The following is a 25,827-nucleotide window of genomic DNA, read 5'->3' as shown; positions in this document are numbered from 1 at the left end:
TACATGCCGTTAACATAATATTAACTCATCATACCAGCTTGATAATTACCCAACGAAAAGGTTGCGAAGCGCGTCACTATTTATTTTTATCTTTACCGTAAGAATGCAGAAACAGCGGACCAGCCGCTGTTTCTTTTTCTTTAAAAACAAGCAATTATTCAGTTACAACTGTTTGTACTCTCGCGGGGCCGGGATTATACCAGCCCCATCCACCGTAGCCATAGGGCCAGCCACGACCACCATAAAACCATGGATCAATCGGCTGAGGCGGCATAATCACCTGCTGGGTTAAATGCCAACGTTTGTAACCCTTTACCTGCATCACCATAAATTTATAGGGCGTGTTGCCGATTTTGCCGTCAACCGCACCGGTAATTGGCCCGACTACCGTAACCAGTTGTCCACGAAAATCGACCGGATCAAGAAAACCGTTCACATCGGCATAAATGCGCCCGCGTGAAGGTTCTCCCAAAGTTGGTCTGGCTCCGCTGTCCAGCGGTACGGTAGCAATTTCCAGGCGGGTTTTCCCTTGCTGGTTTTGTACCGCAACCACTTTGCCACCAAAGCGTGCCTCCTGACCAACGTACAGCTGCGGCGCACTCATCACCCGAACTAAATCTTGTTGCGGCGTGGGACTGCTGCCTTTAATGGCGTCCGGCACAGTAACACAACCGCTGAGCATTAGCGCAAACGTACCTGCCAGTATGCCTTTGATAACATTCTTTTGAACCGCCATGATGCGACTCCTTTTTCTCAGGGCATACTCTTAAGATTCATTCTTTGCCCGGAAGTTTCTTCCATGCGACGTTGTTACGTAAATAAACCGGTTCGGCATGTTCCACCGCCACCGTTTTACTCTCGGCAAACATCTGACAAGCAATCGGCAGCATATCTTCTGCAGCGGGCAGAAACACTTCGCCATCGCACAGGGCCAAACCGCTCTCTTTACCGAGATCCGGCCAGGCTTGCCAGCCCGTACCCACGGTTACCCATTCGCCGGAAAGCTGTTGCAACCGTTCATGAACGAGTTCTGGTTTCAGTACGGCTTCTGTTTCTTCGCCGTGCCAGAAGCCGTTTTCATCGCGCTGATATTCGGCCCAGTAAACTTCGCCCATTCGCGCGTCAATGGCTGCCAGCACGCGGGTTGCGCCGTTTTTGCGCCACGCCCCTTGCGCCATTGTCATTAGCGTGGAGACGCCAATCATCGGCAGCTCTGCGCCAAGTGCCAGCCCTTGCGCAATGCCAATACCAATGCGCACGCCGGTAAAGCTACCGGGGCCGCGCCCGTAAGCCAGAGCGTTTATGTCAGTCAGGGAAGTTCCGCTGGTGGTCAGGATATCCTGCACCATCGGTAAAATTCGTTGAGTATGTTCACGAGGGCAAAGCTCAAAATGAGCGTTGACAGTACCGTCGTTCCACAGGGCGACAGAGCAGGCCTCTGTCGCGGTATCGATAGCCAGAATTCGCATGGGTCTTCGTGCTTAGATCAATAAAAAGGCGCGCATCATACCATACTCCATCACAAATTACCTGGAGGATGGTATCGCAAGGAAGCGAACCGCACGGGCAATGTCACGGGTGCGCGGCGCGGGCGGCAGACTGGCGAGAAACGTCGCGCCGTAAGGGCGCATCACCAGCCGATTATCGCAAATCACCAAAACCCCTCGATCGTCGGCGTCGCGAATCAATCGCCCTACTCCCTGCTTGAGAGTAATCACCGCATCCGGCAGCTGTACTTCATCGAACGGGTCACCACCACGCAAACGGCAATCTTCCATGCGCGCTTTTAATAGTGGATCATCCGGTGAGGTAAACGGCAACTTGTCGATAATCACCAATGACAATGTATCGCCACGCACATCCACCCCTTCCCAGAAGCTGCTGGTTGCCACAAGAAGCGCGTTACCGGCGCTGACAAATTGCTGCAACAGTTGCCCTTTGCTGGTTTCCCCTTGCAACAAAACGGGAAGCGTCATGGTAGCGCGGAACTGCTCGGCCAGATCGCGCATCATGGCGTGCGAGGTACAAAGCATAAAACAACGACCGTTGTTAGCCTCGATGATCGGTCGCAGCATTGCCGCCAGTTGCCGTGCGGAGCCCGGTTGATTGGTTTGCGGCAGGTTGCGCGGCACACAGAGTAACGCCTGGCGGCTGTAATCAAACGGGCTGGGTAACAGCAACGACTCCGCCTGTTCGATGCCAAGCCGCGAGGTGAAATGATGCAGATCGTCGTTCACCGACAGCGTTGCTGAGGTAAAGATCCAGCTACCTGGTTTTTGCGCCATTAACTCTTTGAATTTATCCGCCACGCTGAGCGGCGTGAGTGCCAGAGTAAAATGGCGCGAAGTGCATTCGTACCAGTAGCTGTAGCCCGGCTGATTGATCTCTTTTAGCCGTTTCAGCCGCGTGCGATACAACGTGGCGCGCTCAAATGCCGCATCCAGCAAGGCGGAGCGCCCCAGCGACAGTTTCGCCACGTCATAACAAAGTTCCAGGGTGTCATCGAGCAGTAAAAACGCCCGCTGAATTTGCGGATTAGCTAACAGTTCGCGCAGGTTACCGCGATAACCAGGCTCACCGAGTTGCAGGCGAAAATCCTGCGCACTCTGGGCAAGACGGTCAGCGCACTTTTGTAACTGCTGGGTGTCTTTTAATTCGGTGCGGTAGGCGATGGTGATGTCTTTTGCCAGGTCGAGCAGTTGTCGACTGGAGAGTGACTGACCAAAATACTGGCTGGCAATGTCGGGCAGTTGGTGGGCTTCGTCGAAGATCATCACGTCCGCTTCCGGGATCAACTCGCCAAATCCACTCTCTTTCACCACCATATCCGCCAGAAAGAGATGATGGTTTACCACCACCACATCGGCGTCCATCGCTTTTTTGCGTGCTTTGACCACAAAGCAATCTTTATACATCGGGCAGTCGCTGCCAAGGCAGTTATCGTTGGTGCTGGTGACCAGCGGCCACGCCTGTGAATCTTCCGCCACGCTGACGCAGGTGCTGATATCACCATCGACTGTTTGATTAGACCAGGAGCGCAGCAGGATCACATCGCTTAAGATTTGTACCGGCAGATCGCCCCCCGCCAGCGCCTGCTGTTCGAGACGTTCGAGGCAGAGGTAGTTTGAGCGCCCTTTCAGCAGCGCCACATTGCCCGTGTATTTCAATGCCTTTGAGACCGTTGGCAAATCGCGGCTGTAGAGCTGATCCTGCAACGCTTTTGAGCCGGTCGAGATAATGACTTTCTTTTTCGCCCGCAGCGCAGGGGCCAGGTAAGCGTAGGTTTTGCCCGTACCGGTTCCTGCTTCCACCACCAGCGGCTGGCCTTTATCTATCGCCTGGGTGACGGCTACCGCCATCTGTCGCTGTGGTTCTCGCGGCTTAAAGCCTGGTATCGCTTTCGCCAACTGACCGTCTGGTGCAAAATCGTCCGTCACACTACCCCCTGTTGATTTGAACAGGGATTATGTCAGGATGAGGGAGCTTTCGCCAGTTGAAGTGGTGACGGCGACCTCACATTGTGGCAGTCTTTGCAGCACGAAAATGGAAGGATAATGAGGACAAAATGATGACTATCGTTCGTATCGATGCTGAAGCCCGCTGGTCTGATGTGGTGATCCACAACAACACGCTCTACTACACTGGTGTACCGGAAAACCTCGACGCCGATGCTTTTGAGCAAACCGCCAACACGCTGGCGCAGATTGACGCCGTGCTGGAAAAACAGGGCAGCAATAAATCGAGCATTCTGGATGCCACCATTTTCCTGGCTGATAAAAACGACTTCGCGGCGATGAATAAAGCGTGGGATGCCTGGGTTGTCGCGGGTCATGCGCCGGTGCGCTGCACGGTGCAAGCGGGGCTGATGAACCCGAAGTATAAAGTTGAAATTAAGATTGTGGCTGCGGTGTAAGCTTTATCGAAGCAAAATAAGTCAGACGATAATTTATCGATAATACTGGTCGGTTTTACATAAATCGACCAGAGATTAAGATATTACTGTTGATGCTCCTGCTAATTCATTATTTATTTTTATAATTTCAATTTTATCTATAAAACTAACTATATAAATAAACATAACCATGCCGTTGTGTTCGCCCTTCGATTAGCAACTCTGGTTTTCTTTCTTAGCTGAACAATTTGGTTATAGCGTGAGAACTGACCATTAATTTTCTCCCTCTTACTGGATAACACACCATGAGCTGCTACCTTTAAAACACCTGAATGTCAACAGGTTAACTCGTGCCATATCGTTATAATCCCTTTGATATTAGATGCAAATTAAGGTCATATATAGCCTTATCGATAACATGGTTAATTTTAAGGATAAGAATATGCCTGCTGTAATAGATAAAGCCCTGGATTTCATTGGTGCCATGGATGTATCAGCGCCAACACCAAGTTCGATGAATGAAAGCACGGCGAAGGGAATCTTTAAATATTTAAAAGAACTGGGAGTACCCGCGAGTGCCGCTGATATTACGGCGCGAGCTGACCAGGAAGGCTGGAACCCTGGGTTCACGGAAAAAATGGTTGGATGGGCAAAAAAAATGGAGACAGGTGAACGCTCTGTGATTAAAAAACCTGAATACTTTTCAACATATATGCAGGAAGAACTAAAAGCACTGGTCTGAGTTAAATTTATATCAGCATAAATGGGTCAGGACGCTTTTAATCACATATGAAAAGCGTCCTTTTTCTCACAATCAAATAACCATCGGCTTCTATAACGAAAGCGATACGGATAAGTGTGTTACTCGTCTTCATCCTCAAAACGCGCCACGATTCGCTCGCCGGAATGGTTGGCACGCAGCTCTTCTGCCACCAACGCGATTGCCTGGCCGCTGCTCATCCCTTGTGCCATCAGTTCCTGGATCCGCTCGACGGCTTTTTGCTGCTGTTCATGGGTGAGTGAAGGTAAACCTGCAAACATTGTTAACTCCTGCTAAATTGTTGGCGCTAATTATTTCATGCTACCCGGTACATAGCCAGTAGAGTCAGGACTGATGAAGACGTTATCTCCCGCTGTGATTACTTTACCCTGGCGTCAGGACGCCGCTGAATTTTATTTCTCCCGCTTAAGCCACCTGCCGTGGGCGATGCTTTTACACTCCGGCTATGCCGATCATCCTTATAGCCGCTTTGATATTGTGGTCGCCGAGCCGATTTGCACTTTAACCACTTTCGGTAAAGAAACCGTTGTTAGTGAAAGCGAAAAACGCACAACGACCACTGATGACCCGCTACAGGTGCTCCAGCAGGTGCTGGATCGCGCAGACATTCGCCCAACGCATAACGAAGATTTGCCATTTCAGGGCGGCGCGCTGGGGTTGTTTGGCTACGATCTGGGCCGCCGTTTTGAGTCACTGCCAGAAATTGCGCAGCAAGATATCGTTCTGCCGGATATGGCAGTGGGTATCTACGACTGGGCGCTGGTTGTTGACCACCAGCGTCAAACAGTTTCTTTGCTGAGTCATAATGATGTCAATGCCCGTCGGGCCTGGCTGGAAAGCCAGCAATTCTCGCCGCAGGAAGATTTCACGCTCACTTCCGACTGGCAATCCAATATGACCCGCGAGCAGTACGGCGAAAAATTTCGCCAGGTACAGGAATATCTGCACAGTGGTGATTGCTATCAGGTGAATCTCGCCCAGCGTTTTCAAGCGGCCTATTCTGGCGATGAATGGCAGGCATTCCTTCAGCTTAATCAGGCCAACCGCGCGCCGTTTAGCGCTTTTTTACGCCTTGAACAGGGCGCGATTTTAAGCCTTTCGCCAGAGCGGTTTATCCTTTGTGATAATAGTGAAATCCAGACCCGCCCGATTAAAGGCACGCTACCACGCCTGCCCGATCCTCAGGAAGATAGCAAACAAGCAGAGAAACTGGCGAACTCCCCCAAAGATCGCGCTGAAAATCTGATGATTGTCGATTTAATGCGTAATGATATCGGTCGCGTTGCCGTAGCCGGTTCGGTAAAAGTACCAGAGCTGTTCGTGGTCGAACCTTTCCCTGCCGTGCATCATCTGGTCAGCACCATAACGGCGCGGCTACCAGAACAGTTACACACCAGCGATCTGCTGCGCGCAGCTTTTCCTGGTGGCTCAATAACCGGGGCTCCGAAAGTACGGGCTATGGAAATTATCGACGAACTGGAACCGCAGCGACGCAATGCCTGGTGCGGCAGCATTGGCTATTTGAGCTTTTGCGGCAACATGGATACCAGCATTACTATCCGCACTCTGACTGCCATTAACGGACAAATATACTGCTCTGCGGGCGGTGGAATTGTCGCCGATAGCCAGGAAGAAGCGGAATATCAGGAAACTTTTGATAAAGTTAATAAGATATTACGCCAACTGGAGAAGTAAGACGTGGAATACCGTAGCCTGACGCTTGATGATTTTTTATCACGCTTTCAACTTTTGCGCCCGCAAATTAACCGGGAAACCCTAAATCATCGTCAGGCTGCCGTGTTAATCCCCATCGTCCGTCGACCGCAACCGGGGTTGTTGCTGACTCAGCGTTCAATTCATCTGCGTAAACACGCTGGACAAGTGGCATTCCCTGGAGGCGCAGTCGATGACACGGATGCATCAGTTATCGCCGCCGCGCTGCGCGAAGCTGAAGAAGAGGTCGCTATACCGCCTTCCGCCGTTGAAGTTATCGGCGTGCTGCCGCCCGTCGATAGCGTAACTGGCTACCAGGTAACCCCGGTGGTCGGCATTATCCCGCCCGATCTGCCGTATCGCGCCAGTGAAGATGAAGTCTCGGCGGTGTTTGAAATGCCGCTCGCCCAGGCATTACATCTGGGTCGTTATCACCCTTTAGATATCTACCGCCGTGGCGATTCACATCGGGTATGGCTGTCCTGGTATGAACAGTATTTTGTATGGGGAATGACCGCAGGCATAATTCGTGAGCTGGCGCTGCAAATTGGTGTGAAACCCTGACTATACTTATCTTTACATCTACAAAACACTACTTGAGACAATCATCGCAATATTAGTTAAATCGCGGTTTTTGATTAGTTTAATTCATGTGAATAGTTAAGCCAGTCGCCGCGTTCCCTCTTACACTATGCGCTGTTATTAGTTCGTTACTGGAAGTCCAGTCACCTTGTCAGGAGTATTATCGTGATTAGTCTATTCGACATGTTTAAGGTGGGGATTGGTCCCTCATCTTCCCATACCGTAGGGCCTATGAAGGCAGGTAAACAGTTCGTCGATGATCTGGTCGAAAAAGGCTTACTGGATAGCGTTACTCGCGTTGCCGTGGACGTTTATGGTTCACTGTCGCTGACGGGTAAAGGCCACCACACCGATATCGCCATTATTATGGGTCTTGCAGGTAACGAACCTGCCACCGTGGATATCGACAGTATTCCCGGTTTTATTCGCGACGTAGAAGAGCGCGAACGTCTGCTGCTGGCACAGGGACGGCATGAAGTGGATTTCCCGCGCAACAACGGGATGCGTTTTCATAACGGCAACCTGCCGCTGCATGAAAACGGTATGCAAATCCACGCCTATAACGGCGATGAAGTCGTCTACAGCAAAACTTATTATTCCATCGGCGGCGGTTTTATCGTCGATGAAGAACACTTTGGTCAGGATGCCGCCAACGAAGTGAGCGTGCCGTATCCGTTCAAATCTGCCACCGAACTGCTCGCGTACTGTAATGAAACCGGCTATTCGCTGTCTGGTCTCGCTATGCAGAACGAACTGGCGCTGCACAGCAAGAAAGAGATCGACGAGTATTTCGCTCATGTCTGGCAAACCATGCAGGCATGTATCGATCGCGGGATGAACACCGAAGGCGTACTGCCAGGCCCGCTGCGCGTGCCGCGTCGTGCGTCGGCCCTGCGCCGGATGTTAGTTTCCAGCGATAAACTGTCTAACGATCCGATGAATGTCATTGACTGGGTAAACATGTTTGCGCTGGCAGTTAACGAAGAAAACGCCGCCGGTGGTCGTGTGGTAACTGCGCCAACCAACGGTGCCTGCGGTATCGTTCCGGCAGTGCTGGCTTACTATGACCACTTTATTGAATCGGTCAGCCCGGACATCTATACCCGTTACTTTATGGCAGCGGGCGCGATTGGTGCATTGTATAAAATGAACGCCTCTATTTCCGGTGCGGAAGTTGGTTGCCAGGGCGAAGTGGGTGTTGCCTGTTCAATGGCTGCTGCGGGTCTTGCAGAACTGCTGGGCGGTAGCCCGGAACAGGTTTGCGTGGCGGCGGAAATTGGTATGGAACACAACCTTGGTTTAACCTGCGACCCGGTTGCAGGGCAGGTTCAGGTGCCGTGCATTGAGCGTAATGCCATTGCCTCTGTGAAGGCGATTAACGCCGCACGGATGGCTCTGCGCCGCACCAGTGCACCGCGCGTCTCGCTGGATAAGGTCATCGAAACGATGTACGAAACCGGTAAGGACATGAACGCCAAATACCGCGAAACCTCACGCGGTGGTCTGGCAATCAAAGTCCAGTGTGACTAATACTTCTTACTCGCCCATCTGCAACGGATGGGCGAATTTATCCCCGCTTTCTCGTCTGCTGTAATATTCCCCACTACACTTCCACTGTTGCGTCAGGCGTTTGTCGCCATACGCTTACAGGGTGGCCCGCATGCAAAAAGCACAACGGATCATTAAAACCTATCGCCGTAATCGAATGATTGTTTGTACGATTTGCGCACTCGTTACGCTCGCTTCGACCCTGAGCGTGCGATTTATTTCACAGCGTAACTTAAATCAACAACGGGTAGTACAATTCGCCAATCACGCTGTAGAGGAATTAGATAAAGTACTGCTTCCCCTACAGGCAGGTAGCGAAGTCTTGCTTCCGCTGATTGGTCTGCCCTGCTCTGTCGCCCATTTGCCATTACGTAAACAGGCGGCAAAACTCCAAACTGTGCGATCCATTGGCCTGGTGCAAGACGGCACACTTTATTGCTCCAGCATTTTTGGTTATCGCAATGTGCCCGTCGTGGACATTCTGGCTGAACTTCCTGCACCGCAACCACTTTTACGCCTGACGATCGACCGTGCCCTGATTAAAGGCAGTCCGGTTTTGATTCAATGGACGCCTGCAGCGGGCAGTAGCAATGCTGGGGTCATGGAGATGATTAACATCGACTTACTGGCGGCAATGCTGCTTGAGCCACAACTGCCGCAAATCAGTAGCGCCAGCCTGACGGTGGACAATCGGCATTTGCTCTATGGTAATGGGCTGGTAGATACCCTTCCGCAACCTGAAGACAATGAAAACTATCAGGTTTCTTCGCAACGCTTTCCTTTTACCATTAACGTTAATGGTCCGGGGGCTACGGCGCTGGCATGGCACTATCTTCCAACACAATTACCGCTGGCGGTGCTGCTAAGTTTACTGGTGGGCTACATCGCCTGGCTGGCGACCGCTTACCGAATGAGCTTTTCCCGCGAAATCAATCTGGGCCTGGCGCAACATGAGTTCGAATTGTTCTGCCAGCCTTTGCTTAATGCGCGCAGCCAGCAATGTATTGGCGTAGAGATTTTGCTGCGCTGGAACAATCCACGTCAGGGCTGGATTTCACCGGATGTGTTTATACCTATCGCGGAAGAACATCATTTAATTGTGCCACTGACCCGCTATGTGATGGCAGAAACCATCCGTCAGCGGCATGTTTTCCCTATGAGTAGTCAGTTTCATGTTGGCATTAACGTCGCACCCAGCCATTTTCGCCGTGGTGTGCTGATAAAAGATCTCAATCAGTACTGGTTTAGCGCTCACCCGATTCAGCAACTGATCCTCGAAATCACCGAACGCGATGCCTTACTGGATGTTGATTATCGGATTGCCCGCGAGCTGCATCGTAAAAACGTCAAACTGGCGATTGATGACTTCGGCACCGGCAACAGTTCATTTTCCTGGCTTGAAACATTACGTCCTGACGTGCTGAAAATTGATAAGTCATTTACCGCAGCTATAGGTTCTGACGCGGTTAACTCGACGGTGACCGATATCATCATCGCACTGGGGCAAAGACTGAATATTGAACTGGTGGCGGAGGGTGTGGAAACACAAGAACAGGCGAAGTATTTGCGCCGTCATGGCGTGCATATTTTGCAAGGGTATTTGTACGCACAGCCGATGCCGCTACGTGATTTTCCCAAATGGCTGGCGGGCAGCCAACCGCCGCCCGCCCGGCATAATGGACATATTACGCCCGTTATGCCGTTACGTTAACGCTTACTCATCTTCATCGTGCGCCGGTTGCTCTTTAACAATGCGAACCAGATCAACTCGATAATCATTGGCTTCAATGATGGTGATATGCAGTGGACCTACATCAATCACATCGCCCACACGGGGAATGTGACCATTTGCCGAGATCACGAGGCCCGCGACCGTCGCGATATCATCGTCATCGGCAAGATGCTCAACATCAAGCGCCTGCTGCAAGGCATGCAAATCTGTACCGCCTTTTACCAGCCAGCCGTCACCATCGGTAATGATTTCCGGCGTTTCGTCTGCGTCCGGGAATTCACCCGCAATGGCTTCCAGCACATCCAGCGGCGTGACCAAGCCTTGTACCACACCAAACTCGTTGGTCACGATAACAAAGCTCCCGCGAGCACGACGCAGCACGCCCAGCAGGTTGATCGGGTCAAGGGTTTCCGGAACGATAATTGCCGGAGACGCCGAAGCTATCGCCGCCACATCAACGCCTTCTTCGAGCGCCACCAGCAGTTCTTTAGCACGTACGATACCGATGATTTCATCCAGTTCACCGCGACATACCGGGAACAGACTGTGCGGTGAGGAGAGCAGCTGCTCACGGATTTCATCGACCCCGAGATTAGCGTCAACCCAGCTTATTTCACCGCGCGGCGTCATGATCCCGCGCAGAGAACGCGACGCCAGCGTCAATACGCCGTTAATCATGTAACGTTCTTCTTCGGCAAACGCACCTTCCGGGATCGGCATCGGCATCGGGTTATCGGCATCGTGCTGAACATTGGCCTGACGTTTCCCGCCCATCAAACGCAGGATGGCATCGGCAGTACGCGCTCGCAGCGGCAAAGTCGACTGGTGACGAATAAAGTTGCGACGCGCAATTTGGTTAAACACTTCGATGATGATCGAGAAGCCAATCGCGGCATACAGGTAACCTTTTGGAATGTGGAAACCGAAACCTTCTGCCACCAGACTCAGACCTATCATTAACAGGAAGCTCAGACAGAGCACCACCACCGTTGGATGCTGGTTAACAAATCGCGTCAGCGGTTTCGATGCCAGCAGCATAACCGCCATCGCAATCACTACCGCCGCCATCATCACCGGCAGATGGTTAACCATCCCTACTGCCGTAATTACCGCATCCAACGAGAAGACGGCGTCAAGGATGACGATCTGTGTGACGACCACCCAGAAACTGGCGTAGCCTTTACCGTGGCCGGAATCATGATCGCGGTTTTCCAGCCGTTCATGCAGTTCGGTTGTTGCTTTGAACAGCAAGAATATCCCCCCGAACAACATAATCAGGTCGCGTCCGGAGAAGGAAAAATCCATAACGGTAAATAGCGGTTTGGTCAGCGTGACCATCCATGAAATCAGCGACAGCAGCCCCAGACGCATAATCAGCGCCAGTGATAATCCCAGCAAACGCGCTTTATCGCGTTGTTTTGGCGGCAGTTTGTCAGCAAGAATGGCGATGAAGACCAGGTTATCGATACCCAGCACAATTTCGAGAACAACAAGCGTGAGTAGCCCCGCCCAAATTGAGGGGTCCATTAAGAATTCCATGACAAGCTCCTGCTTAAGGAATAGCTATTCGACGCCAGAAATAATGCAGGCGTAACGACAAAATGCAAACGAAAGGTGCGGCATAGAGTGCCAGAAAGACAGGCGTTAAAAGGCCTGATGCTGAAATGACGTCGGTGACGATCCATACTGCGGGCTACTGCCCTATACTCCATGGTTGTTAAACGGGAGTTAAACATATCAGAGACGCCTCTGATTTGGCAAAGATTTACCTTCCTTTGCAAACGAATGTGACAAGGATATTTTACCTTTCGAAATTTCTGCTAATCGAAAGTTAAATTACGGATCTTCATCACATAAAATAATTTTTTCGATATCTAAAATAAATCGCGAAACGCAGGGGTTTTTGGTTGTAGCCCTTATCTGAATCGATTCGATTGTGGACGACGATTCAAAAATACATCTGGCACGTTGAGGTGTTAACGATAATAAAGGAGGTAGCAAGTGACCATTGCTATTGTTATAGGCACACATGGTTGGGCTGCAGAGCAGTTGCTTAAAACCGCAGAAATGCTGTTAGGCGAGCAGGAAAACGTCGGCTGGATCGATTTCGTTCCAGGTGAAAATGCCGAAACGCTGATTGAAAAGTACAACGCTCAGTTGGCAAAACTCGACACCACTAAAGGCGTGCTGTTTCTCGTTGATACATGGGGAGGCAGCCCGTTCAATGCTGCCAGCCGCATTGTCGTCGACAAAGAGCATTATGAAGTCATTGCAGGCGTTAACATTCCAATGCTCGTGGAAACGTTAATGGCCCGTGATGATGACCCAAGCTTTGATGAACTGGTGGCGCTGGCAGTAGAAACAGGCCGTGAAGGCGTGAAAGCACTGAAAGCCAAACCGGTTGAAAAAGCCGCGCCAGCACCCGCTGCCGCAGCACCAAAAGCGACTCCAACTCCGGCAAAACCAATGGAACCAAACGACTACATGGTTATTGGCCTTGCGCGTATCGACGACCGTCTGATTCACGGTCAGGTCGCCACCCGCTGGACCAAAGAAACCAATGTCTCCCGTATTATTGTTGTTAGTGATGAAGTGGCTGCGGATACCGTTCGTAAGACACTGCTCACCCAGGTTGCACCTCCGGGCGTAACAGCACACGTAGTTGATGTTGCCAAAATGATTCGCGTCTACAACAACCCGAAATATGCTGGCGAACGCGTAATGCTGTTATTTACCAACCCAACAGATGTAGAGCGTCTCGTTGAAGGCGGCGTGAAAATCACCTCTGTTAACGTCGGTGGTATGGCATTCCGTCAGGGTAAAACCCAGGTGAATAACGCGGTTTCGGTTGATGAAAAAGATATCGAGGCGTTCAAGAAACTGAATGCGCGCGGTATTGAGCTGGAAGTCCGTAAGGTTTCCACCGATCCGAAACTGAAAATGATGGATCTGATCAGCAAAATCGATAAGTAACGTATTGTGTTGATTATCACTCAGTTTTCACACTTAAGTCTTACGTAAACAGGAGAAGTACAATGGAGATTACCACTCTTCAAATTGTGCTGGTATTTATCGTAGCCTGTATCGCAGGTATGGGATCAATCCTCGATGAATTTCAGTTTCACCGTCCGCTAATCGCGTGTACCCTGGTGGGTATCGTTCTTGGCGATATGAAAACCGGTATTATTATCGGTGGTACGCTGGAAATGATCGCGCTGGGCTGGATGAACATCGGTGCTGCAGTTGCGCCTGACGCCGCTCTGGCTTCCATCATTTCTACTATTCTGGTTATCGCAGGTCATCAGAGCATTGGTGCAGGTATCGCACTGGCAATCCCTCTGGCCGCTGCGGGCCAGGTACTGACCATCATCGTTCGTACTATTACCGTTGCTTTCCAGCACGCTGCGGATAAGGCTGCTGATAACGGCAACCTGACAGCGATTTCCTGGATCCACGTTTCTTCTCTGTTCCTGCAAGCAATGCGTGTGGCTATTCCGGCCGTCATCGTTGCGCTGTCTGTTGGTACCAGCGAAGTACAGAACATGCTGAACGCGATTCCGGAAGTGGTGACCAATGGTCTGAATATCGCCGGTGGCATGATCGTGGTGGTTGGTTATGCGATGGTTATCAACATGATGCGTGCTGGCTACCTGATGCCGTTCTTCTACCTCGGCTTCGTAACCGCAGCATTCACCAACTTTAACCTGGTTGCTCTGGGTGTGATTGGTACTGTTATGGCAGTGCTCTACATCCAACTTAGCCCGAAATACAACCGCGTAGCCGGTGCGCCTGCTCAGGCAGCTGGTAACAACGATCTCGATAACGAACTGGACTAACAGGTGAGCGAAATGGTTGATACAACTCAAACTACCACCGAGAAAAAACTCACTCAAAGTGATATTCGTGGCGTCTTCCTGCGTTCTAACCTCTTCCAGGGTTCATGGAACTTCGAACGTATGCAGGCACTGGGTTTCTGCTTCTCTATGGTACCGGCAATTCGTCGCCTCTACCCTGAGAACAACGAAGCTCGTAAACAAGCTATTCGCCGTCACCTGGAGTTCTTTAACACCCAGCCGTTCGTGGCTGCGCCGATTCTCGGCGTAACCCTGGCGCTGGAAGAACAGCGTGCTAATGGCGCAGAGATCGATGACGGTGCTATCAACGGTATCAAAGTCGGTTTGATGGGGCCGCTGGCTGGTGTAGGCGACCCGATCTTCTGGGGAACCGTACGTCCGGTATTTGCAGCGCTGGGTGCCGGTATCGCAATGAGCGGCAGCCTGTTAGGTCCGCTGCTGTTCTTCATCTTGTTTAACCTGGTGCGTCTGGCAACCCGTTACTACGGCGTAGCGTATGGTTACTCCAAAGGTATCGATATCGTTAAAGATATGGGTGGTGGCTTCCTGCAAAAACTGACGGAAGGGGCGTCTATCCTCGGCCTGTTTGTCATGGGGGCATTAGTTAACAAGTGGACGCATGTCAACATCCCGCTGGTTGTCTCTCGCATTACTGACCAGACGGGCAAAGAACACGTTACCACTGTCCAGACTATTCTGGACCAGTTAATGCCAGGCCTGGTACCACTGCTGCTGACCTTTGCTTGTATGTGGCTACTGCGCAAAAAAGTTAACCCGCTGTGGATCATCGTTGGCTTCTTCGTCATCGGTATCGCTGGTTACGCTTGCGGCCTGCTGGGACTGTAAGACTGTTGTACACTACCGGGGCCTTTTGGCCCCGTTTTTTTATCTGGAGGATTAATGACAATCACGGACCTGGTACTGATTCTTTTCATCGCCGCACTCCTGGCCTTCGCGATCTACGATCAGTTCATCATGCCCCGCCGTAACGGCCCCACCCTGCTGGCAATTCCTTTGCTCCGGCGTGGTCGCATCGATAGCGTTATCTTCGTCGGATTGATTGTCATTCTTATCTATAACAACGTCACGAATCATGGCGCGCTAATAACAACATGGTTATTAAGTGCACTGGCTCTGATGGGTTTTTATATATTCTGGATCCGCGTTCCGAAGATCATCTTTAAACAAAAAGGTTTTTTCTTCGCCAATGTCTGGATTGAATATAGCCGAATCAAAGCGATGAACTTGTCGGAAGATGGCGTGTTGGTGATGCAATTAGAACAGCGTCGGCTGTTAATCCGCGTTCGAAATATCGACAATCTGGAAAAAATTTATAAGCTTCTCGTTTCAACTCAATAAGTTATGAATTTAGCCAAAGCTATGTTTAGTGTATTTTTAATAATCAGACATAGCTAAGGCTATATTACCTCTTCCCTTATTTGTTATTTATTTTAACGTTTCATTGATATATAAATCTAAATGAAAATCGTTATCAATAAAGCAATGAAATAATATATTCCAACAGTTGTTTTATATTCTCAAAATATGTTAAGGTTGCGCCCTCATTTGGGGAGTAGCCGATTTCCAGATTCCGGAAATGTACGTGTCAACATACTCGTTGCAAAACGTGGCACGTACGGACTGAACACTTTCAGTCAGGCGAGACCATATGCACATCAATCGCTATGCCTGCATGAACGCGAAAACCATCGCGGTTTGTCGTTCATGTATGCATGTTTGCTGGGGGCGATGATGTGTTTTATGGATACCCCGGTCAGGACGTTGTCATGAATATCACTGCTACTGTTCTTCTTGCGTTTGGTATGTCGATGGATGCATTTGCTGCATCAATCGGTAAAGGTGCCACCCTCCATAAACCGAAATTTTCTGAAGCGTTGCGAACCGGCCTTATTTTTGGTGCCGTCGAAACCCTGACGCCGCTGATCGGCTGGGGAATGGGCATGTTAGCCAGCCGGTTTGTCCTTGAATGGAACCACTGGATTGCGTTTGTGCTGCTGATATTCCTCGGCGGGCGAATGATTATTGAGGGTTTTCGTGGCGCAGATGATGAAGATGAAGAACCGCGCCGTCGGCACGGTTTCTGGCTACTGGTAACCACCGCGATTGCCACCAGCCTGGATGCCATGGCTGTGGGTGTTGGTCTTGCTTTCCTTCAGGTCAACATTATCGCGACCGCATTGGCCATTGGTTGTGCAACCTTGATTATGTCGACATTAGGGATGATGGTTGGTCGCTTTATCGGCTCAATTATTGGGAAAAAAGCGGAAATTCTCGGCGGGCTGGTGCTGATCGGCATCGGCGTCCAGATCCTCTGGACGCACTTCCACGGTTAATAAGAACGCTGCCAGAGGTGAATATTAAAGTCCGTCTGGCAGTCGAACACTTCTTTTGCTGCCAGTGTTTGCCAGACTTCTGGCTTCGCACGCCAGGCAAACGGCGTCATCTGCAATAATGCGACGGCTTCATCACCGCGAAGACGCATCGGATAACACAACTCATCACTCTGCTGTAATGTAAAACCTTCCAGTTGTTCTGCATGTGGTGCATGAAGATGTACTTCATTGTAAATCAGCCCCTTCAGCTCCATCAAATGTCGCGGTCCCGGCGTGGCAGTAATGACCCAACCGCCAGGCTTCACTACTCGCGCTAATTCTTCTGCTTTACACGGCGCGTAAATACGTATTATGGCGTCCATACTGGTATCGGAAAACGGCAAACGGTGGCTGGAAGCAACACAAAAAGTGACCTGCGGATAGCGTTTCGCCGCCGCTTTTATCGCTACCTTCGAGACATCCAGGCCAAACGTGGTGATTTCGGGCAGCGCATCGGCAAATGCGTGTGTGTAATACCCTTCACCACAGCCAATATCCAGCACCGCTGTGGCCTTTTCATCAAGCCGTTCCCGCAGTTGAGCGACAATTGCATCACGCAGCGGCTGATAATGTCCGGCATCTAAGAATGCGCGGCGTGCTTGCATCATTTCCGCGCTGTCGCCCGGATCACGAGACCGTTTATGCTGAACGGGCAGCAGATTGACATACCCTTCTTTCGCCATATCAAACTGATGTCGCTGGGGACAGATATAGCTGTTTTTTTCACGCGAAAGAGGCTGATGGCAAAGTGGACAGGAAAACGACATGACAACTCCGGCAGGATACTAAAGGCCGCAAGTGTAACGCGAATCACGCGGCGGGCAAATATCCGAACGACTGGAGCGAAGATAAAGCAAAGTAAAAAGCCTCGCATTCGACGAGGCTTTATAGCGAGATTGAAGCGTATTCACACTTCAGATCAGTGGATTCGATCAGATAGCTGTTACGTTAACAGCTGCCGGACCTTTCTGACCGTCCTGAATTTCGAACTCAACGTTCTGACCTTCAGCCAGAGTTTTGAAACCATTACCCTGGATAGCAGAGAAGTGTACGAACACGTCTTTGCTGCCATCAGCCGGAGTAATGAAGCCAAAACCTTTAGACTCGTTGAACCACTTAACCTGACCTTTAATCTTTGCCATTTGAAAAATTCCTTAGATTGTTTTCTTCGCCCGCAGGCATAACATAGATAAAACTGACACATTACTGCATGAGGCACCAATATAAGGCTCGGCAGAGAAGCGGTATTCAACGTCAACGTGTTTACTCAGGACTTCTTTACTGAAAATGCCACACATAAACAGAACTGTACCTCGTTTAACCCGAAATCTGTTATCACATACAACGTTAATTATGGCAAGCCATTTTTAAACATGTCTCGATCAGACGCACAAATCTCGATACGTCTTCCACTTTTTTTGCACACTTATGCAACGGAATACGCGCCGATATATCATTGTGCTTAACCTTGCCAGTTCAGGCAGATACTTAAACTGACGTATTTTCTAACATAGTTCAATAAGTTCAGTTGTTCCAGGCCAGTGGGAGAAGTTATTACATAGTGCGTGCAATATCACATTTTCTGCTATGCAATGAATAAAAAGTTATATCACTTTTTCTCATAAAACAGTCAGTTAACGGCCACCAATTACCCCAAAGAGAAGTCAATCCCCAATGGTATTGTAAATTTAAAATAAGAAAAATTGATGAATGCGCAAAAAAATCAAGAGAGAAACGTTTCGCTAATAAATAATACCACGCTTAATCACAAATCCGATGTAAACATCCTAATAAATTAATGGGCTAAATATCTTTTTCTGATATCCCGTTACGCAAATAAATAATATGATAATTATTTGAAGTCAGACCAGAGTTTTAATTTGAAGCAGTTGCACCATGACAGTGCGTATAATCAGGATGAATTGAGTAACCCTTCAACGACGGGGTTACTCAAGATTGAGGAAGGATTATCGTTCGGCGACCAGACGAATAATATCTTCGTCTTCAACCGATTTTTGACTCTCAACGGTCTTTTTATCTGCTTTCTCAGGTTCGTTTGCTTCGCACAAACGACGTAACAGAGCATTTTGACGTTTTTGCTGATCCAGCAACGCCTCAAGCAGTTCAATCTGTTCGTTAGTCCGTGAACTGGCACGATTGATAAAAAACCACAAGATAAGCCCGATAAAAAGAACCACCACCGATACAACCAAAGACGCAATGTTCATCACGCCTGAATTTACAACTTCGTTCATTTCACCACCTCTGAGTAGAGGCGCTATTCTACCACTGCTGGAGAGGAAGAAAATCTAGTGCTGAAAAAATGATATCACCACGGGATAAACTGGTTAATGGCACAAATTCCGCTGAAAAATTGTACATCCTGATCGCACATCATGTTGAATACCTGCGCCCAAAGCAGCAAGCAAGCCAACACCACGACAACCAGAACGACCCATCGAAACTTTTTCACTCCAATCTCCGTTTCACCTACCTTATGTCATTAAACTAGCATGCGTTAGTTAAACAGCGCCTAACTATGTCGATATTCGTGCTTTTTCAGAATGAGTCGCTTGCTTCAGCGCATATTGCCGCTACGATTAAGCGAACATAAAAAGAGAAGAGGTTGTAATGCGATTCATCATTCGCACAGTTATGCTGATAGCACTGGTATGGATAGGATTATTACTCAGCGGATATGGCGTTTTGATTGGAAGCAAAGAGAATGCCGCGGGATTAGGTTTGCAATGTACCTATCTGACCGCCAGAGGCACCAGCACGGTACAATACCTGCACACTAAAAGTGGTTTTCTGGGGATAACAGATTGCCCGTTGTTACGTAAAAGCAATATTGTGGTCGATAATGGTTAAGGGTAATAAATAACCAGATTCTTACTCATGAGTAAAATATTCTTACCGCAAGCGCGTTTAATATAACGCCTCCTTTAACTTTATTTTTCTCATTCTAAATAAAGAACCTGTCTGTTTGATATTCAGACAGGTTCTTACTCTCATCAGAACGGATAGTCGTGATAACCCATTTGGGCAGAAATTTTGCGCGCCGCGGTATGCAACATTGCGACATATTCCTGTAAACGCTCTTCAGAGAAACGCAACGTCGGGAAGGAGATGCTCAGACCGGCAATGACCACGCCAAAGCGATCAAATACCGGAACCGCAATGCAACGCAGTCCTTCTTCCTGCTCTTCGTTATCTTCGCCATACCCCTGCTCGCGCACCTGGTCCAGAACGGGTAATAACGCTTCTGTACTGATGATGGTCCGTTCGGTACTGCGTTTATACTCCACGCCCTCAAGAATTTGCTTCACTTCATCGCGATCGCGCCATGCCAGCAGTACCTTACCAATCGCGGTGCTGTACAGTGGATTACGACGCCCAATCCGTGAATACATGCGCAAATTGTACATAGAGTCAATTTTGTGGATGTAAACAATACTGTCTTCGTCCAGTGCGCCGAGGTGGATAGTTTCTTTCGTCAGGCGGGAGATCTCACGCATCTGGATATCTGCGCTACGAATTAAATCGACGTTTTGTAACGCGCGAGCGCCCAGTTCAAACAATTTCAGGGTCAGCGAATATTTCTCCGACTCCCCTTCCTGCGCCACATAACCCAGGGTTTTCATGGTCTGTAAAAAGCGATAAACGGTGCTTTTTGACATCATGACGCGCTGCGACAGCTCGGTTATCCCTATTTCGCGCTCTTCACCCAGCGCCTGCAAAATGCCAAAAACTTTCAGCACGGAAGATACAGAATCAGGCTGTTTATCCAGATCTGCGTTAGCCATTTATCACCTCATTGCGAGTGTTTTATAAAAATCAGAACTGTTTTTTATTATAATTTCGCACCTGGGTGGTCGCAATCCATCTTTTGCCGGTTAGTTACAATTCTGCGACATCCACCGTGAATATCAGTGCTAGAATCTTACCCCTGTTGATTATTCACCAAAGATATAAAATTCCTATGCCAAAAGTTCAGGCCGACGGCCTGCCGTTGCCCCAGCGATACGGTGCGATATTAACCATTGTGATTGGTATTTCGATGGCTGTCCTTGACGGCGCAATCGCCAACGTCGCCTTGCCAACAATCGCCACAGACCTTCATGCCACACCGGCCAGTTCCATCTGGGTAGTGAACGCCTATCAAATCGCCATTGTCATCTCCCTGCTCTCGTTTTCGTTTCTGGGCGATATGTTTGGCTATCGACGTATTTATAAATGCGGTCTGGTCGTTTTTCTGTTGTCTTCACTGTTCTGCGCCCTTTCTGATTCGCTACAAATGCTCACCCTTGCGCGTGTCATACAAGGTTTCGGCGGTGCAGCGTTGATGAGCGTTAATGCCGCACTTATCCGCCTGATCTATCCACAACGTTTTCTGGGTAGAGGGATGGGCGTAAACTCGTTTATTGTTGCCGTCTCTTCTGCTGCCGGGCCGACAATTGCTGCAGCAATCCTCTCCATCGCATCCTGGAAATGGTTATTTTTAATCAACGTACCGTTGGGTATTATCGCCCTGCTTCTGGCCATGCGTTTTCTGCCACCCAATGGCTCTCGTGCCAGTAAACCCCGTTTCGACCTGCCCAGCGCCGTGATGAACGCGTTAACCTTCGGCCTGCTTATTACTGCATTGAGTGGTTTCGCTCAGGGGCAATCGCTGACGTTGATTGGCGCGGAACTGGTGGTAATGGTTGTCGTTGGTATTTTCTTTATTCGCCGCCAGCTTTCTCTTCCCGTACCGCTGCTACCGGTGGATTTACTGCGTATCCCGCTGTTTTCACTTTCTATTTGCACATCTGTTTGCTCTTTCTGCGCACAAATGCTGGCAATGGTTTCCCTGCCCTTTTACCTGCAAACCGTGCTCGGGCGTAGTGAAGTCGAAACAGGTTTACTTCTGACACCGTGGCCGTTAGCAACAATGGTGATGGCTCCGCTGGCAGGCTATTTGATTGAACGCGTACATGCAGGATTGCTGGGTGCTTTAGGGTTGTTCATCATGGCTGCGGGGCTTTTTTCCCTGGTTCTGCTGCCCGCGTCACCTGCGGATATCAATATTATCTGGCCGATGATCTTATGTGGCGCTGGATTTGGCTTATTCCAGTCACCCAATAACCACACCATTATAACCTCCGCTCCGCGCGAACGTAGCGGTGGGGCCAGTGGCATGTTAGGGACGGCTCGTCTACTGGGTCAGAGTAGCGGCGCGGCACTGGTGGCGCTGATGCTAAATCAGTTTGGTGATAATGGTACGCACGTCTCGCTGATGGCTGCGGCTATTCTGGCAGTGATTGCTGCCTGTGTCAGTGGTTTACGTATCACTCAGCCACGAGCCAGGGCATAAAAAAAGCGCGTCGATCAGGACGCGCTTTTTAGTATTTACTTCATATTACTTCAGGTATTCACCCGTACGCAGAGCTTCAATACGTTTATCCAGCGGCGGGTGAGTCATGAACAACTCACTGAGCGATTTCGACTTACCGTTAATACAGAAAGCCATCATGCTGGTTGCTTCTTGCGGTTCATAGCTGGTTTTCAGGCGCTGCAGCGCGGCAATCATTTTCTCGCGACCAACCAGTTTTGCCGAACCGGCATCAGCGTGGAATTCACGATGACGCGAGAACCACATGGTGATAATGCTCGCCAGAATACCAAACACCAGTTCCAGAACCGTTGCAACCGCAAAGTAGATCAGCGGGTTGCCGTTGCTCTCTTCACCTTCATCACGATTTCCGCCCATAAAACCCGCGGCAAGCTGCGCCAGAATACGGGAAATAAAGATAACGAAGGTGTTCACCACGCCCTGAATCAGCGTCATGGTGACCATATCACCATTGGCGATGTGGCTGATTTCGTGAGCAATTACCGCCTCGGCTTCATCCGGGCTCATGTTCTGCAGCAAACCGGTGCTGACAGCAACCAGAGAGGCATCACGGCGCGCACCGGTTGCAAAAGCGTTGATGTCCGGCGCATGGTAGATAGCCACTTGCGGCATAGCGATCCCCACCTGACGAGCCTGGGTTGCTACAGTATTGACCAGCCAACGTTCCCTTTCGTTACGCGGTTGCTCGATCACTTCCCCGCCAACAGATCGTAATGCCATCCATTTGGACATCAGAAGCGAAACGAAGGAACCACCAAAACCGAACAGCAAGGCCATGATCATCAGCCCCTGAACGCTGCTCGACTGTATCCCTGTCAGGCTCAGTACCAGCCCGAAAACGACCATTACGGCCAGGTTCGTTAGCAGGAAGAGCGCGATTCGCATCATAATTTTCTTTTTACCTCAGTTTAACAAAACGCAATATGCGATACCCACATCGTATGGGTTACGCGAATATTTTCAAGTCTGGATAGTGCGTAAGTCACCAGAAAGACACAACTTTACATTTTGTAGCATCTGATTTACGGCATCTTGCCGCTGTTAAAAAATCAGGCACAATTTCTTGTGCCTGATTGATATTACTTGACGGGAGCGGGTTGTTCCGCGGGTCTGGCTTTTTCAAGCTTTGCCAGATCGAGTGCGATATTCACCGTCTCATCCAGATAAGGATCCGGCTCCTGGTAATCTTTCGGTAGATCATCCAGTTTCTTCAACTCCGGTTTACCTTCGCGTTTAAAACGTTCGTTCAAACGCGCCAGACGCGTCGCATCATCTTCATTATTCTCTTTCTCACGCACAGCGTAATTCAGAGAAACGATATTGCGCTTGTCCTTCATGGCGTTGAAGCGCGCGATATCCTTCATGATGTTCTGGAACTCAGGATCTTTCGCGATACGCGCATTATGTTCCTTCAGCAGCTCCGGTCCAAAGGCCGTTAAATCGCCTGATTTCACATAGGTCGCGGCATCGATGCTATCCCACGGCAGCGCGTTATCTTCGAATTTCTCACCGGTTTCCGTTTCTTCATTACCCGTCGGCATGATGATGTCTGGCGTTACGCCTTTACGTTGCGTACTGCCGCCGTTAACGCGATAGAATTTCTGGATCGTGTACTGCACAGAACCCAGCGCTGGCCATTCAGGACGTAACATCTGATCGTAAATACGGTTCAATGAACGGTATTGCTGAACGGTGCCTTTACCAAACGTCGGTTCACCCACAACCAGCGCACGACCGTAATCCTGCATTGCCGCGGCAAAGATTTCTGAAGCCGAAGCACTGAAGCGGTCAACCAGCACCACCAGCGGGCCTTTATAGAAAACCTGCCCATCAGTATCGCTGTCTTCACGAACTTTACCGTTGTTATCACGGACCTGAACAATCGGACCGGATGGAATGAACAGACCGGAGAGCGATACCGCTTCGGTCAACGCCCCACCGCCATTGCTACGCAGGTCGATGATGACACTGCTGACATTCTGTTTTTCCAGTTTCTGCAACTGCACTTTGACATCGTCTGTCAAACCCACATAGAAACCTGGAATATCCAGAACGCCGACTTTCTCTTTACCGACGGTCTTCACCGACATTTTAACCGCACGGTCTTCGAGGCGAATACGTTCACGGGTCAACGTTACAGTACGGGTCTTGGTCCCTTTACCAGCAGGTAAAATTTCCAGACGAACTTTACTGCCCTTCGGCCCTTTAATTAAGGCAACCACATCATCAAGACGCCAGCCAATCACGTCAACCATCGGCTTGCCTGTTTGACCAACACCGACAATTTTGTCACCAACGCTGATAGCTTTACTCTTCGCTGCCGGACCACCTGCCACCATCGAATTGATAACGGTGTAGTCATCATCCATTTGCAGAACTGCGCCAATACCTTCCAGCGACAAACTCATTTCAGTGTTGAACTGTTCGGTATTACGCGGGGAAAGATAGTTGGTATGCGGGTCGATTTCACGCGCAAACGCCGTCATTGCCAGCGAGAAAACATCTTCGCTGTTGGTTTGCGCCAGACGACGAATGGCAAATTTGTAGCGGCGAGTCAGGGTTTCACGAATTTCTTTATCCGTTTTTCCTGCCAGCTTCAGGCTTAACTCGTCGAATTTGACTTTACTGTCCCACAGCGCGTTCAACTCAGCCTCGTTTTTCGGCCATGGCGCTTTGCTGCGGTCAAGGTTATAAGTGTCGTTGCCGGTAAAATCCATCGGCTTTTCCAGTACCGACAAAGCGTACTGGTAACGCTCAAAACGGCGCTTTTGCGCCAGATTGTAGAGATCGTAGAAAACGTCGAGTTTTCCTGAACGCAGTTCATCACCTAACTCGGTTTTCTTTTTCGCGAACTGTTCAACATCGCTTGCCAGCAGCACGTTGTGGCTGTAATCGAGCAGATTCAGGTAGCGGTCAAAGATTTTGGCCGAAAATGCCTGATCGAGGTCGAACTGGCGATAATGAGAACGGGTGAAGCGCGACGTTACGCGCTCACTTACCGTCGCATGCTGCGTCTCTTCCTTTAATACCGGAATTTGATCAGCACGCGTGATATCTTCTACAGCGAAGGTATGGCCTGCTATTGCAAGCAGGCCAGCTAACGCGGTAAGCCTAAAAAACATGTTCATGCCTGGCCCGGCCTCCGTTTCAGAACACCAGGTGTTCTGCGCGCACAATCAAAGACATACCCGAATTCAGCTGGACGCGGACGCCGTCTTTGGTGATTTCTAATACGGTGGCATCCATCGCGTTTTGACCCGCTTTCACCTTCAGGGCTTGTCCGACAGTCAGAGCTGAAATGTCAGAAACCGGGGTGTGCTGTTCTTCGCGAGGTGCTTTTACTGTTTTTGGCGCTTTCTCTACCGGCTTTTGCGCACGAGGTTTACGTTCAGCGCCTTCTTTGCGGCGTGGCGTGGTCGGACGTGGCTTGCGTTCGCGTCGCGGTGCGTCTTCTTTCTCACCAGCAGCTGCGGCAGCTTCGCGTTTTTTCGCTTGCTGTTCAGCACGCTGTGCCTGAACACGCGCTTTCGCTTCTTCAAGCTGCTTGCGAGCATGCTCTACATGTTGCTCGTCCAGCTCACCGCATGGGTTGCCGTCAAGATCGACACGCGTTGCGCCGGGTTTAACACCGTAAAGATAACGCCAGCTCGAAGTGTAGAGACGTAAAGCGGATCGTAATTGCGTTTTGCTCAGGTTCATTTCCCCGGCAACACGATCGACCAAATCCTGAAAAATACCGATTTTCAGCGGACGCGCTTCACCTTCCGCACTGAAACAGTGGGGAAAACGTTCGGCCAGAAACGCGATTACTTCTTTACTGCTATTCAACTTAGGTTGATTTTCCATGAAATTTCCTGATTACAACGGACGTAGCCAACAAGCGCAGGCATGAACAGGCGTCATTATAATGACGCTATCAGTAAATGCTACGTTATCC

At 49.9% G+C, this 25,827-nt stretch carries 28 protein-coding genes; 13 read left to right on the top strand and 15 right to left on the bottom strand.

The features are described from left to right. Positions 1–154: 154 nt before the first annotated feature. From yeaY to ACJHX3_RS00985, 3 genes are read right to left on the bottom strand one after another with little or no spacing between them, the layout of a single operon-like run. The gene (yeaY, locus tag ACJHX3_RS00995; protein ID WP_094308289.1) at positions 155–736 is read right to left on the bottom strand and encodes a Slp family lipoprotein YeaY; all 582 of its coding nucleotides are present in this window, start codon (positions 734–736) and stop codon (positions 155–157) included. 37 nt (positions 737–773) lie between these two features. Further along, positions 774–1,469 (bottom strand): tRNA (adenosine(37)-N6)-threonylcarbamoyltransferase complex dimerization subunit type 1 TsaB, encoded by a 696-nt coding sequence (gene tsaB / locus ACJHX3_RS00990; protein WP_024042390.1) that lies wholly within the window; start codon positions 1,467–1,469, stop codon positions 774–776. A gap of 57 nt (positions 1,470–1,526) precedes the next feature. Next, positions 1,527–3,437, bottom strand: a complete 1,911-nt coding sequence (locus ACJHX3_RS00985; protein WP_024042389.1) for an ATP-dependent DNA helicase — start codon at positions 3,435–3,437, stop codon at positions 1,527–1,529. Positions 3,438–3,568: 131 nt separating this feature from the next. Between ACJHX3_RS00985 and ACJHX3_RS00980 the strand changes: the two genes are divergently transcribed. Then, complete coding sequence (locus ACJHX3_RS00980) at positions 3,569–3,913, top strand: RidA family protein (RefSeq protein WP_001295493.1); 345 nt, start codon at positions 3,569–3,571, stop codon at positions 3,911–3,913. A 421-nt stretch (positions 3,914–4,334) separates the two neighbouring features. Beyond that, positions 4,335–4,634: a DUF1889 family protein gene (locus ACJHX3_RS00975; protein ID WP_206310224.1), complete on the top strand. Its 300-nt coding sequence runs from the start codon at positions 4,335–4,337 to the stop codon at positions 4,632–4,634. A gap of 119 nt (positions 4,635–4,753) precedes the next feature. On the opposite strand, the gene ACJHX3_RS00970 is transcribed toward ACJHX3_RS00975, so the two are convergent. Beyond that, positions 4,754–4,933: a YoaH family protein gene (locus ACJHX3_RS00970; protein ID WP_000457334.1), complete on the bottom strand. Its 180-nt coding sequence runs from the start codon at positions 4,931–4,933 to the stop codon at positions 4,754–4,756. A 73-nt stretch (positions 4,934–5,006) separates the two neighbouring features. Here ACJHX3_RS00970 and pabB point away from each other — a divergent pair, with 73 nt between their 5' ends. The 4 genes from pabB (at position 5,007) to ACJHX3_RS00950 (ending at position 10,227) form a co-directional block, all read left to right on the top strand. Then, positions 5,007–6,368, top strand: coding sequence for an aminodeoxychorismate synthase component 1 (pabB, locus tag ACJHX3_RS00965; RefSeq protein WP_001590219.1), 1,362 nt, complete (start codon positions 5,007–5,009; stop codon positions 6,366–6,368). Between the two features lie 3 nt (positions 6,369–6,371). Then, complete coding sequence (locus ACJHX3_RS00960) at positions 6,372–6,950, top strand: CoA pyrophosphatase (protein WP_000456725.1); 579 nt, start codon at positions 6,372–6,374, stop codon at positions 6,948–6,950. A 183-nt stretch (positions 6,951–7,133) separates the two neighbouring features. Beyond that, positions 7,134–8,498, top strand: coding sequence for an L-serine ammonia-lyase (sdaA, locus tag ACJHX3_RS00955; protein WP_024044302.1), 1,365 nt, complete (start codon positions 7,134–7,136; stop codon positions 8,496–8,498). Between the two features lie 130 nt (positions 8,499–8,628). After that, positions 8,629–10,227, top strand: coding sequence for an EAL domain-containing protein (locus ACJHX3_RS00950; RefSeq protein ID WP_024044301.1), 1,599 nt, complete (start codon positions 8,629–8,631; stop codon positions 10,225–10,227). Positions 10,228–10,230: 3 nt separating this feature from the next. Here ACJHX3_RS00950 and yoaE read toward each other — a convergent pair whose 3' ends face one another. Both yoaE and ACJHX3_RS00940 read right to left on the bottom strand, forming a co-directional pair. Then, complete coding sequence (gene yoaE, locus ACJHX3_RS00945; RefSeq protein WP_000394983.1) at positions 10,231–11,787, bottom strand: CNNM family cation transport protein YoaE; 1,557 nt, start codon at positions 11,785–11,787, stop codon at positions 10,231–10,233. Continuing rightward, positions 11,775–11,933 carry a protein YoaL gene (locus tag ACJHX3_RS00940; RefSeq protein WP_001327808.1) on the bottom strand — a complete coding sequence of 53 codons (159 nt, stop codon included), beginning with the start codon at positions 11,931–11,933 and terminating at the stop codon, positions 11,775–11,777. The genes yoaE and ACJHX3_RS00940 overlap by 13 nt, the downstream gene beginning before the upstream one ends. Before the next feature lie 316 nt (positions 11,934–12,249). Between ACJHX3_RS00940 and manX the strand changes: the two genes are divergently transcribed. From manX to mntP, 5 genes are all read left to right on the top strand, one after another. Continuing rightward, a complete protein-coding gene (gene manX, locus ACJHX3_RS00935) occupies positions 12,250–13,221 on the top strand; it encodes a PTS mannose transporter subunit IIAB (protein ID WP_094321987.1) in 972 nt (323 codons plus the stop codon). A 62-nt stretch (positions 13,222–13,283) separates the two neighbouring features. Then, on the top strand, positions 13,284–14,084 hold the full coding sequence (gene manY / locus ACJHX3_RS00930; protein ID WP_000406926.1) for a PTS mannose transporter subunit IIC: 801 nt from the start codon (positions 13,284–13,286) through the stop codon (positions 14,082–14,084). Positions 14,085–14,096: 12 nt separating this feature from the next. Further along, positions 14,097–14,948 carry a PTS mannose transporter subunit IID gene (gene manZ / locus ACJHX3_RS00925; RefSeq protein WP_000228655.1) on the top strand — a complete coding sequence of 284 codons (852 nt, stop codon included), beginning with the start codon at positions 14,097–14,099 and terminating at the stop codon, positions 14,946–14,948. A gap of 54 nt (positions 14,949–15,002) precedes the next feature. After that, positions 15,003–15,461 (top strand): DUF986 family protein, encoded by a 459-nt coding sequence (locus ACJHX3_RS00920; protein WP_094321986.1) that lies wholly within the window; start codon positions 15,003–15,005, stop codon positions 15,459–15,461. A 428-nt stretch (positions 15,462–15,889) separates the two neighbouring features. After that, positions 15,890–16,456 (top strand): manganese efflux pump MntP, encoded by a 567-nt coding sequence (mntP, locus tag ACJHX3_RS00915; RefSeq protein ID WP_001296134.1) that lies wholly within the window; start codon positions 15,890–15,892, stop codon positions 16,454–16,456. Here mntP and rlmA read toward each other — a convergent pair. The 5 genes from rlmA to mgrB form a co-directional block, all read right to left on the bottom strand. After that, positions 16,453–17,262, bottom strand: coding sequence for a 23S rRNA (guanine(745)-N(1))-methyltransferase (rlmA, locus tag ACJHX3_RS00910; RefSeq protein WP_000010122.1), 810 nt, complete (start codon positions 17,260–17,262; stop codon positions 16,453–16,455). The two genes, mntP and rlmA, sit on opposite strands and share 4 nt — an antisense overlap. Before the next feature lie 165 nt (positions 17,263–17,427). Continuing rightward, complete coding sequence (gene cspE, locus ACJHX3_RS00905) at positions 17,428–17,637, bottom strand: transcription antiterminator/RNA stability regulator CspE (RefSeq protein ID WP_001062678.1); 210 nt, start codon at positions 17,635–17,637, stop codon at positions 17,428–17,430. 12 nt (positions 17,638–17,649) lie between these two features. Continuing rightward, positions 17,650–17,793 carry a DUF2627 domain-containing protein gene (locus tag ACJHX3_RS00900; RefSeq protein ID WP_001295496.1) on the bottom strand — a complete coding sequence of 48 codons (144 nt, stop codon included), beginning with the start codon at positions 17,791–17,793 and terminating at the stop codon, positions 17,650–17,652. Positions 17,794–18,462: 669 nt separating this feature from the next. Beyond that, the gene (locus tag ACJHX3_RS00895) at positions 18,463–18,750 is read right to left on the bottom strand and encodes a YebO family protein (protein ID WP_001006855.1); all 288 of its coding nucleotides are present in this window, start codon (positions 18,748–18,750) and stop codon (positions 18,463–18,465) included. Positions 18,751–18,824: 74 nt separating this feature from the next. Continuing rightward, a complete protein-coding gene (gene mgrB / locus ACJHX3_RS00890) occupies positions 18,825–18,968 on the bottom strand; it encodes a PhoP/PhoQ regulator MgrB (RefSeq protein WP_000714550.1) in 144 nt (47 codons plus the stop codon). A gap of 158 nt (positions 18,969–19,126) precedes the next feature. Here mgrB and ACJHX3_RS00885 point away from each other — a divergent pair, with 158 nt between their 5' ends. Beyond that, positions 19,127–19,366 (top strand): YobH family protein, encoded by a 240-nt coding sequence (locus ACJHX3_RS00885; RefSeq protein WP_001211011.1) that lies wholly within the window; start codon positions 19,127–19,129, stop codon positions 19,364–19,366. Positions 19,367–19,509: 143 nt separating this feature from the next. Here ACJHX3_RS00885 and kdgR read toward each other — a convergent pair whose 3' ends face one another. Beyond that, positions 19,510–20,301, bottom strand: coding sequence for a DNA-binding transcriptional regulator KdgR (kdgR, locus tag ACJHX3_RS00880; protein WP_001262179.1), 792 nt, complete (start codon positions 20,299–20,301; stop codon positions 19,510–19,512). Positions 20,302–20,477: 176 nt separating this feature from the next. On the opposite strand from kdgR, the gene ACJHX3_RS00875 reads away from it, so the two are divergent. Then, entirely contained in the window at positions 20,478–21,851 is a 1,374-nt protein-coding gene (locus ACJHX3_RS00875; RefSeq protein WP_094308287.1) for an MFS transporter, read from the top strand. Between the two features lie 45 nt (positions 21,852–21,896). Here the strand turns inward: ACJHX3_RS00875 and htpX are convergent, their stop codons facing one another. The 3 genes from htpX to proQ form a co-directional block, all read right to left on the bottom strand. Further along, a complete protein-coding gene (gene htpX, locus ACJHX3_RS00870) occupies positions 21,897–22,778 on the bottom strand; it encodes a protease HtpX (RefSeq protein ID WP_021529887.1) in 882 nt (293 codons plus the stop codon). Between the two features lie 191 nt (positions 22,779–22,969). Then, the gene (gene prc / locus ACJHX3_RS00865; protein ID WP_094308286.1) at positions 22,970–25,018 is read right to left on the bottom strand and encodes a carboxy terminal-processing peptidase; all 2,049 of its coding nucleotides are present in this window, start codon (positions 25,016–25,018) and stop codon (positions 22,970–22,972) included. Positions 25,019–25,037: 19 nt separating this feature from the next. Then, the gene (proQ, locus tag ACJHX3_RS00860) at positions 25,038–25,736 is read right to left on the bottom strand and encodes an RNA chaperone ProQ (protein ID WP_000431370.1); all 699 of its coding nucleotides are present in this window, start codon (positions 25,734–25,736) and stop codon (positions 25,038–25,040) included. Positions 25,737–25,827 lie beyond the last annotated feature (91 nt).

The organism is Escherichia sp. WS1265, assembly GCF_046487585.1.
GTDB lineage: Bacteria > Pseudomonadota > Gammaproteobacteria > Enterobacterales > Enterobacteriaceae > Escherichia > Escherichia coli.
Note: the sequence above shows the minus strand (reverse complement) of the source record. Positions and strands in the feature narration are given on the sequence as shown.

What these genes read in the sequence shown, in the direction of transcription:
- yeaY (WP_094308289.1), bottom strand. Translation starts at nt 736, where the DNA reads ATGGCGGTTCAAAAGAATGTTATCAAAGGCATACTGGCAGGTACGTTT.
- tsaB (WP_024042390.1), bottom strand. Translation starts at nt 1,469, where the DNA reads ATGCGAATTCTGGCTATCGATACCGCGACAGAGGCCTGCTCTGTCGCC.
- ACJHX3_RS00980 (WP_001295493.1), top strand. Translation starts at nt 3,569, where the DNA reads ATGACTATCGTTCGTATCGATGCTGAAGCCCGCTGGTCTGATGTGGTG.
- ACJHX3_RS00975 (WP_206310224.1), top strand. Translation starts at nt 4,335, where the DNA reads ATGCCTGCTGTAATAGATAAAGCCCTGGATTTCATTGGTGCCATGGAT.
- ACJHX3_RS00970 (WP_000457334.1), bottom strand. Translation starts at nt 4,933, where the DNA reads ATGTTTGCAGGTTTACCTTCACTCACCCATGAACAGCAGCAAAAAGCC.
- pabB (WP_001590219.1), top strand. Translation starts at nt 5,007, where the DNA reads ATGAAGACGTTATCTCCCGCTGTGATTACTTTACCCTGGCGTCAGGAC.
- ACJHX3_RS00950 (WP_024044301.1), top strand. Translation starts at nt 8,629, where the DNA reads ATGCAAAAAGCACAACGGATCATTAAAACCTATCGCCGTAATCGAATG.
- yoaE (WP_000394983.1), bottom strand. Translation starts at nt 11,787, where the DNA reads ATGGAATTCTTAATGGACCCCTCAATTTGGGCGGGGCTACTCACGCTT.
- ACJHX3_RS00940 (WP_001327808.1), bottom strand. Translation starts at nt 11,933, where the DNA reads ATGGATCGTCACCGACGTCATTTCAGCATCAGGCCTTTTAACGCCTGT.
- manY (WP_000406926.1), top strand. Translation starts at nt 13,284, where the DNA reads ATGGAGATTACCACTCTTCAAATTGTGCTGGTATTTATCGTAGCCTGT.
- manZ (WP_000228655.1), top strand. Translation starts at nt 14,097, where the DNA reads ATGGTTGATACAACTCAAACTACCACCGAGAAAAAACTCACTCAAAGT.
- ACJHX3_RS00920 (WP_094321986.1), top strand. Translation starts at nt 15,003, where the DNA reads ATGACAATCACGGACCTGGTACTGATTCTTTTCATCGCCGCACTCCTG.
- mntP (WP_001296134.1), top strand. Translation starts at nt 15,890, where the DNA reads ATGAATATCACTGCTACTGTTCTTCTTGCGTTTGGTATGTCGATGGAT.
- rlmA (WP_000010122.1), bottom strand. Translation starts at nt 17,262, where the DNA reads ATGTCGTTTTCCTGTCCACTTTGCCATCAGCCTCTTTCGCGTGAAAAA.
- cspE (WP_001062678.1), bottom strand. Translation starts at nt 17,637, where the DNA reads ATGGCAAAGATTAAAGGTCAGGTTAAGTGGTTCAACGAGTCTAAAGGT.
- ACJHX3_RS00900 (WP_001295496.1), bottom strand. Translation starts at nt 17,793, where the DNA reads ATGTGTGGCATTTTCAGTAAAGAAGTCCTGAGTAAACACGTTGACGTT.
- ACJHX3_RS00895 (WP_001006855.1), bottom strand. Translation starts at nt 18,750, where the DNA reads ATGAACGAAGTTGTAAATTCAGGCGTGATGAACATTGCGTCTTTGGTT.
- ACJHX3_RS00885 (WP_001211011.1), top strand. Translation starts at nt 19,127, where the DNA reads ATGCGATTCATCATTCGCACAGTTATGCTGATAGCACTGGTATGGATA.
- kdgR (WP_001262179.1), bottom strand. Translation starts at nt 20,301, where the DNA reads ATGGCTAACGCAGATCTGGATAAACAGCCTGATTCTGTATCTTCCGTG.
- ACJHX3_RS00875 (WP_094308287.1), top strand. Translation starts at nt 20,478, where the DNA reads ATGCCAAAAGTTCAGGCCGACGGCCTGCCGTTGCCCCAGCGATACGGT.
- htpX (WP_021529887.1), bottom strand. Translation starts at nt 22,778, where the DNA reads ATGATGCGAATCGCGCTCTTCCTGCTAACGAACCTGGCCGTAATGGTC.
- prc (WP_094308286.1), bottom strand. Translation starts at nt 25,018, where the DNA reads ATGAACATGTTTTTTAGGCTTACCGCGTTAGCTGGCCTGCTTGCAATA.
- proQ (WP_000431370.1), bottom strand. Translation starts at nt 25,736, where the DNA reads ATGGAAAATCAACCTAAGTTGAATAGCAGTAAAGAAGTAATCGCGTTT.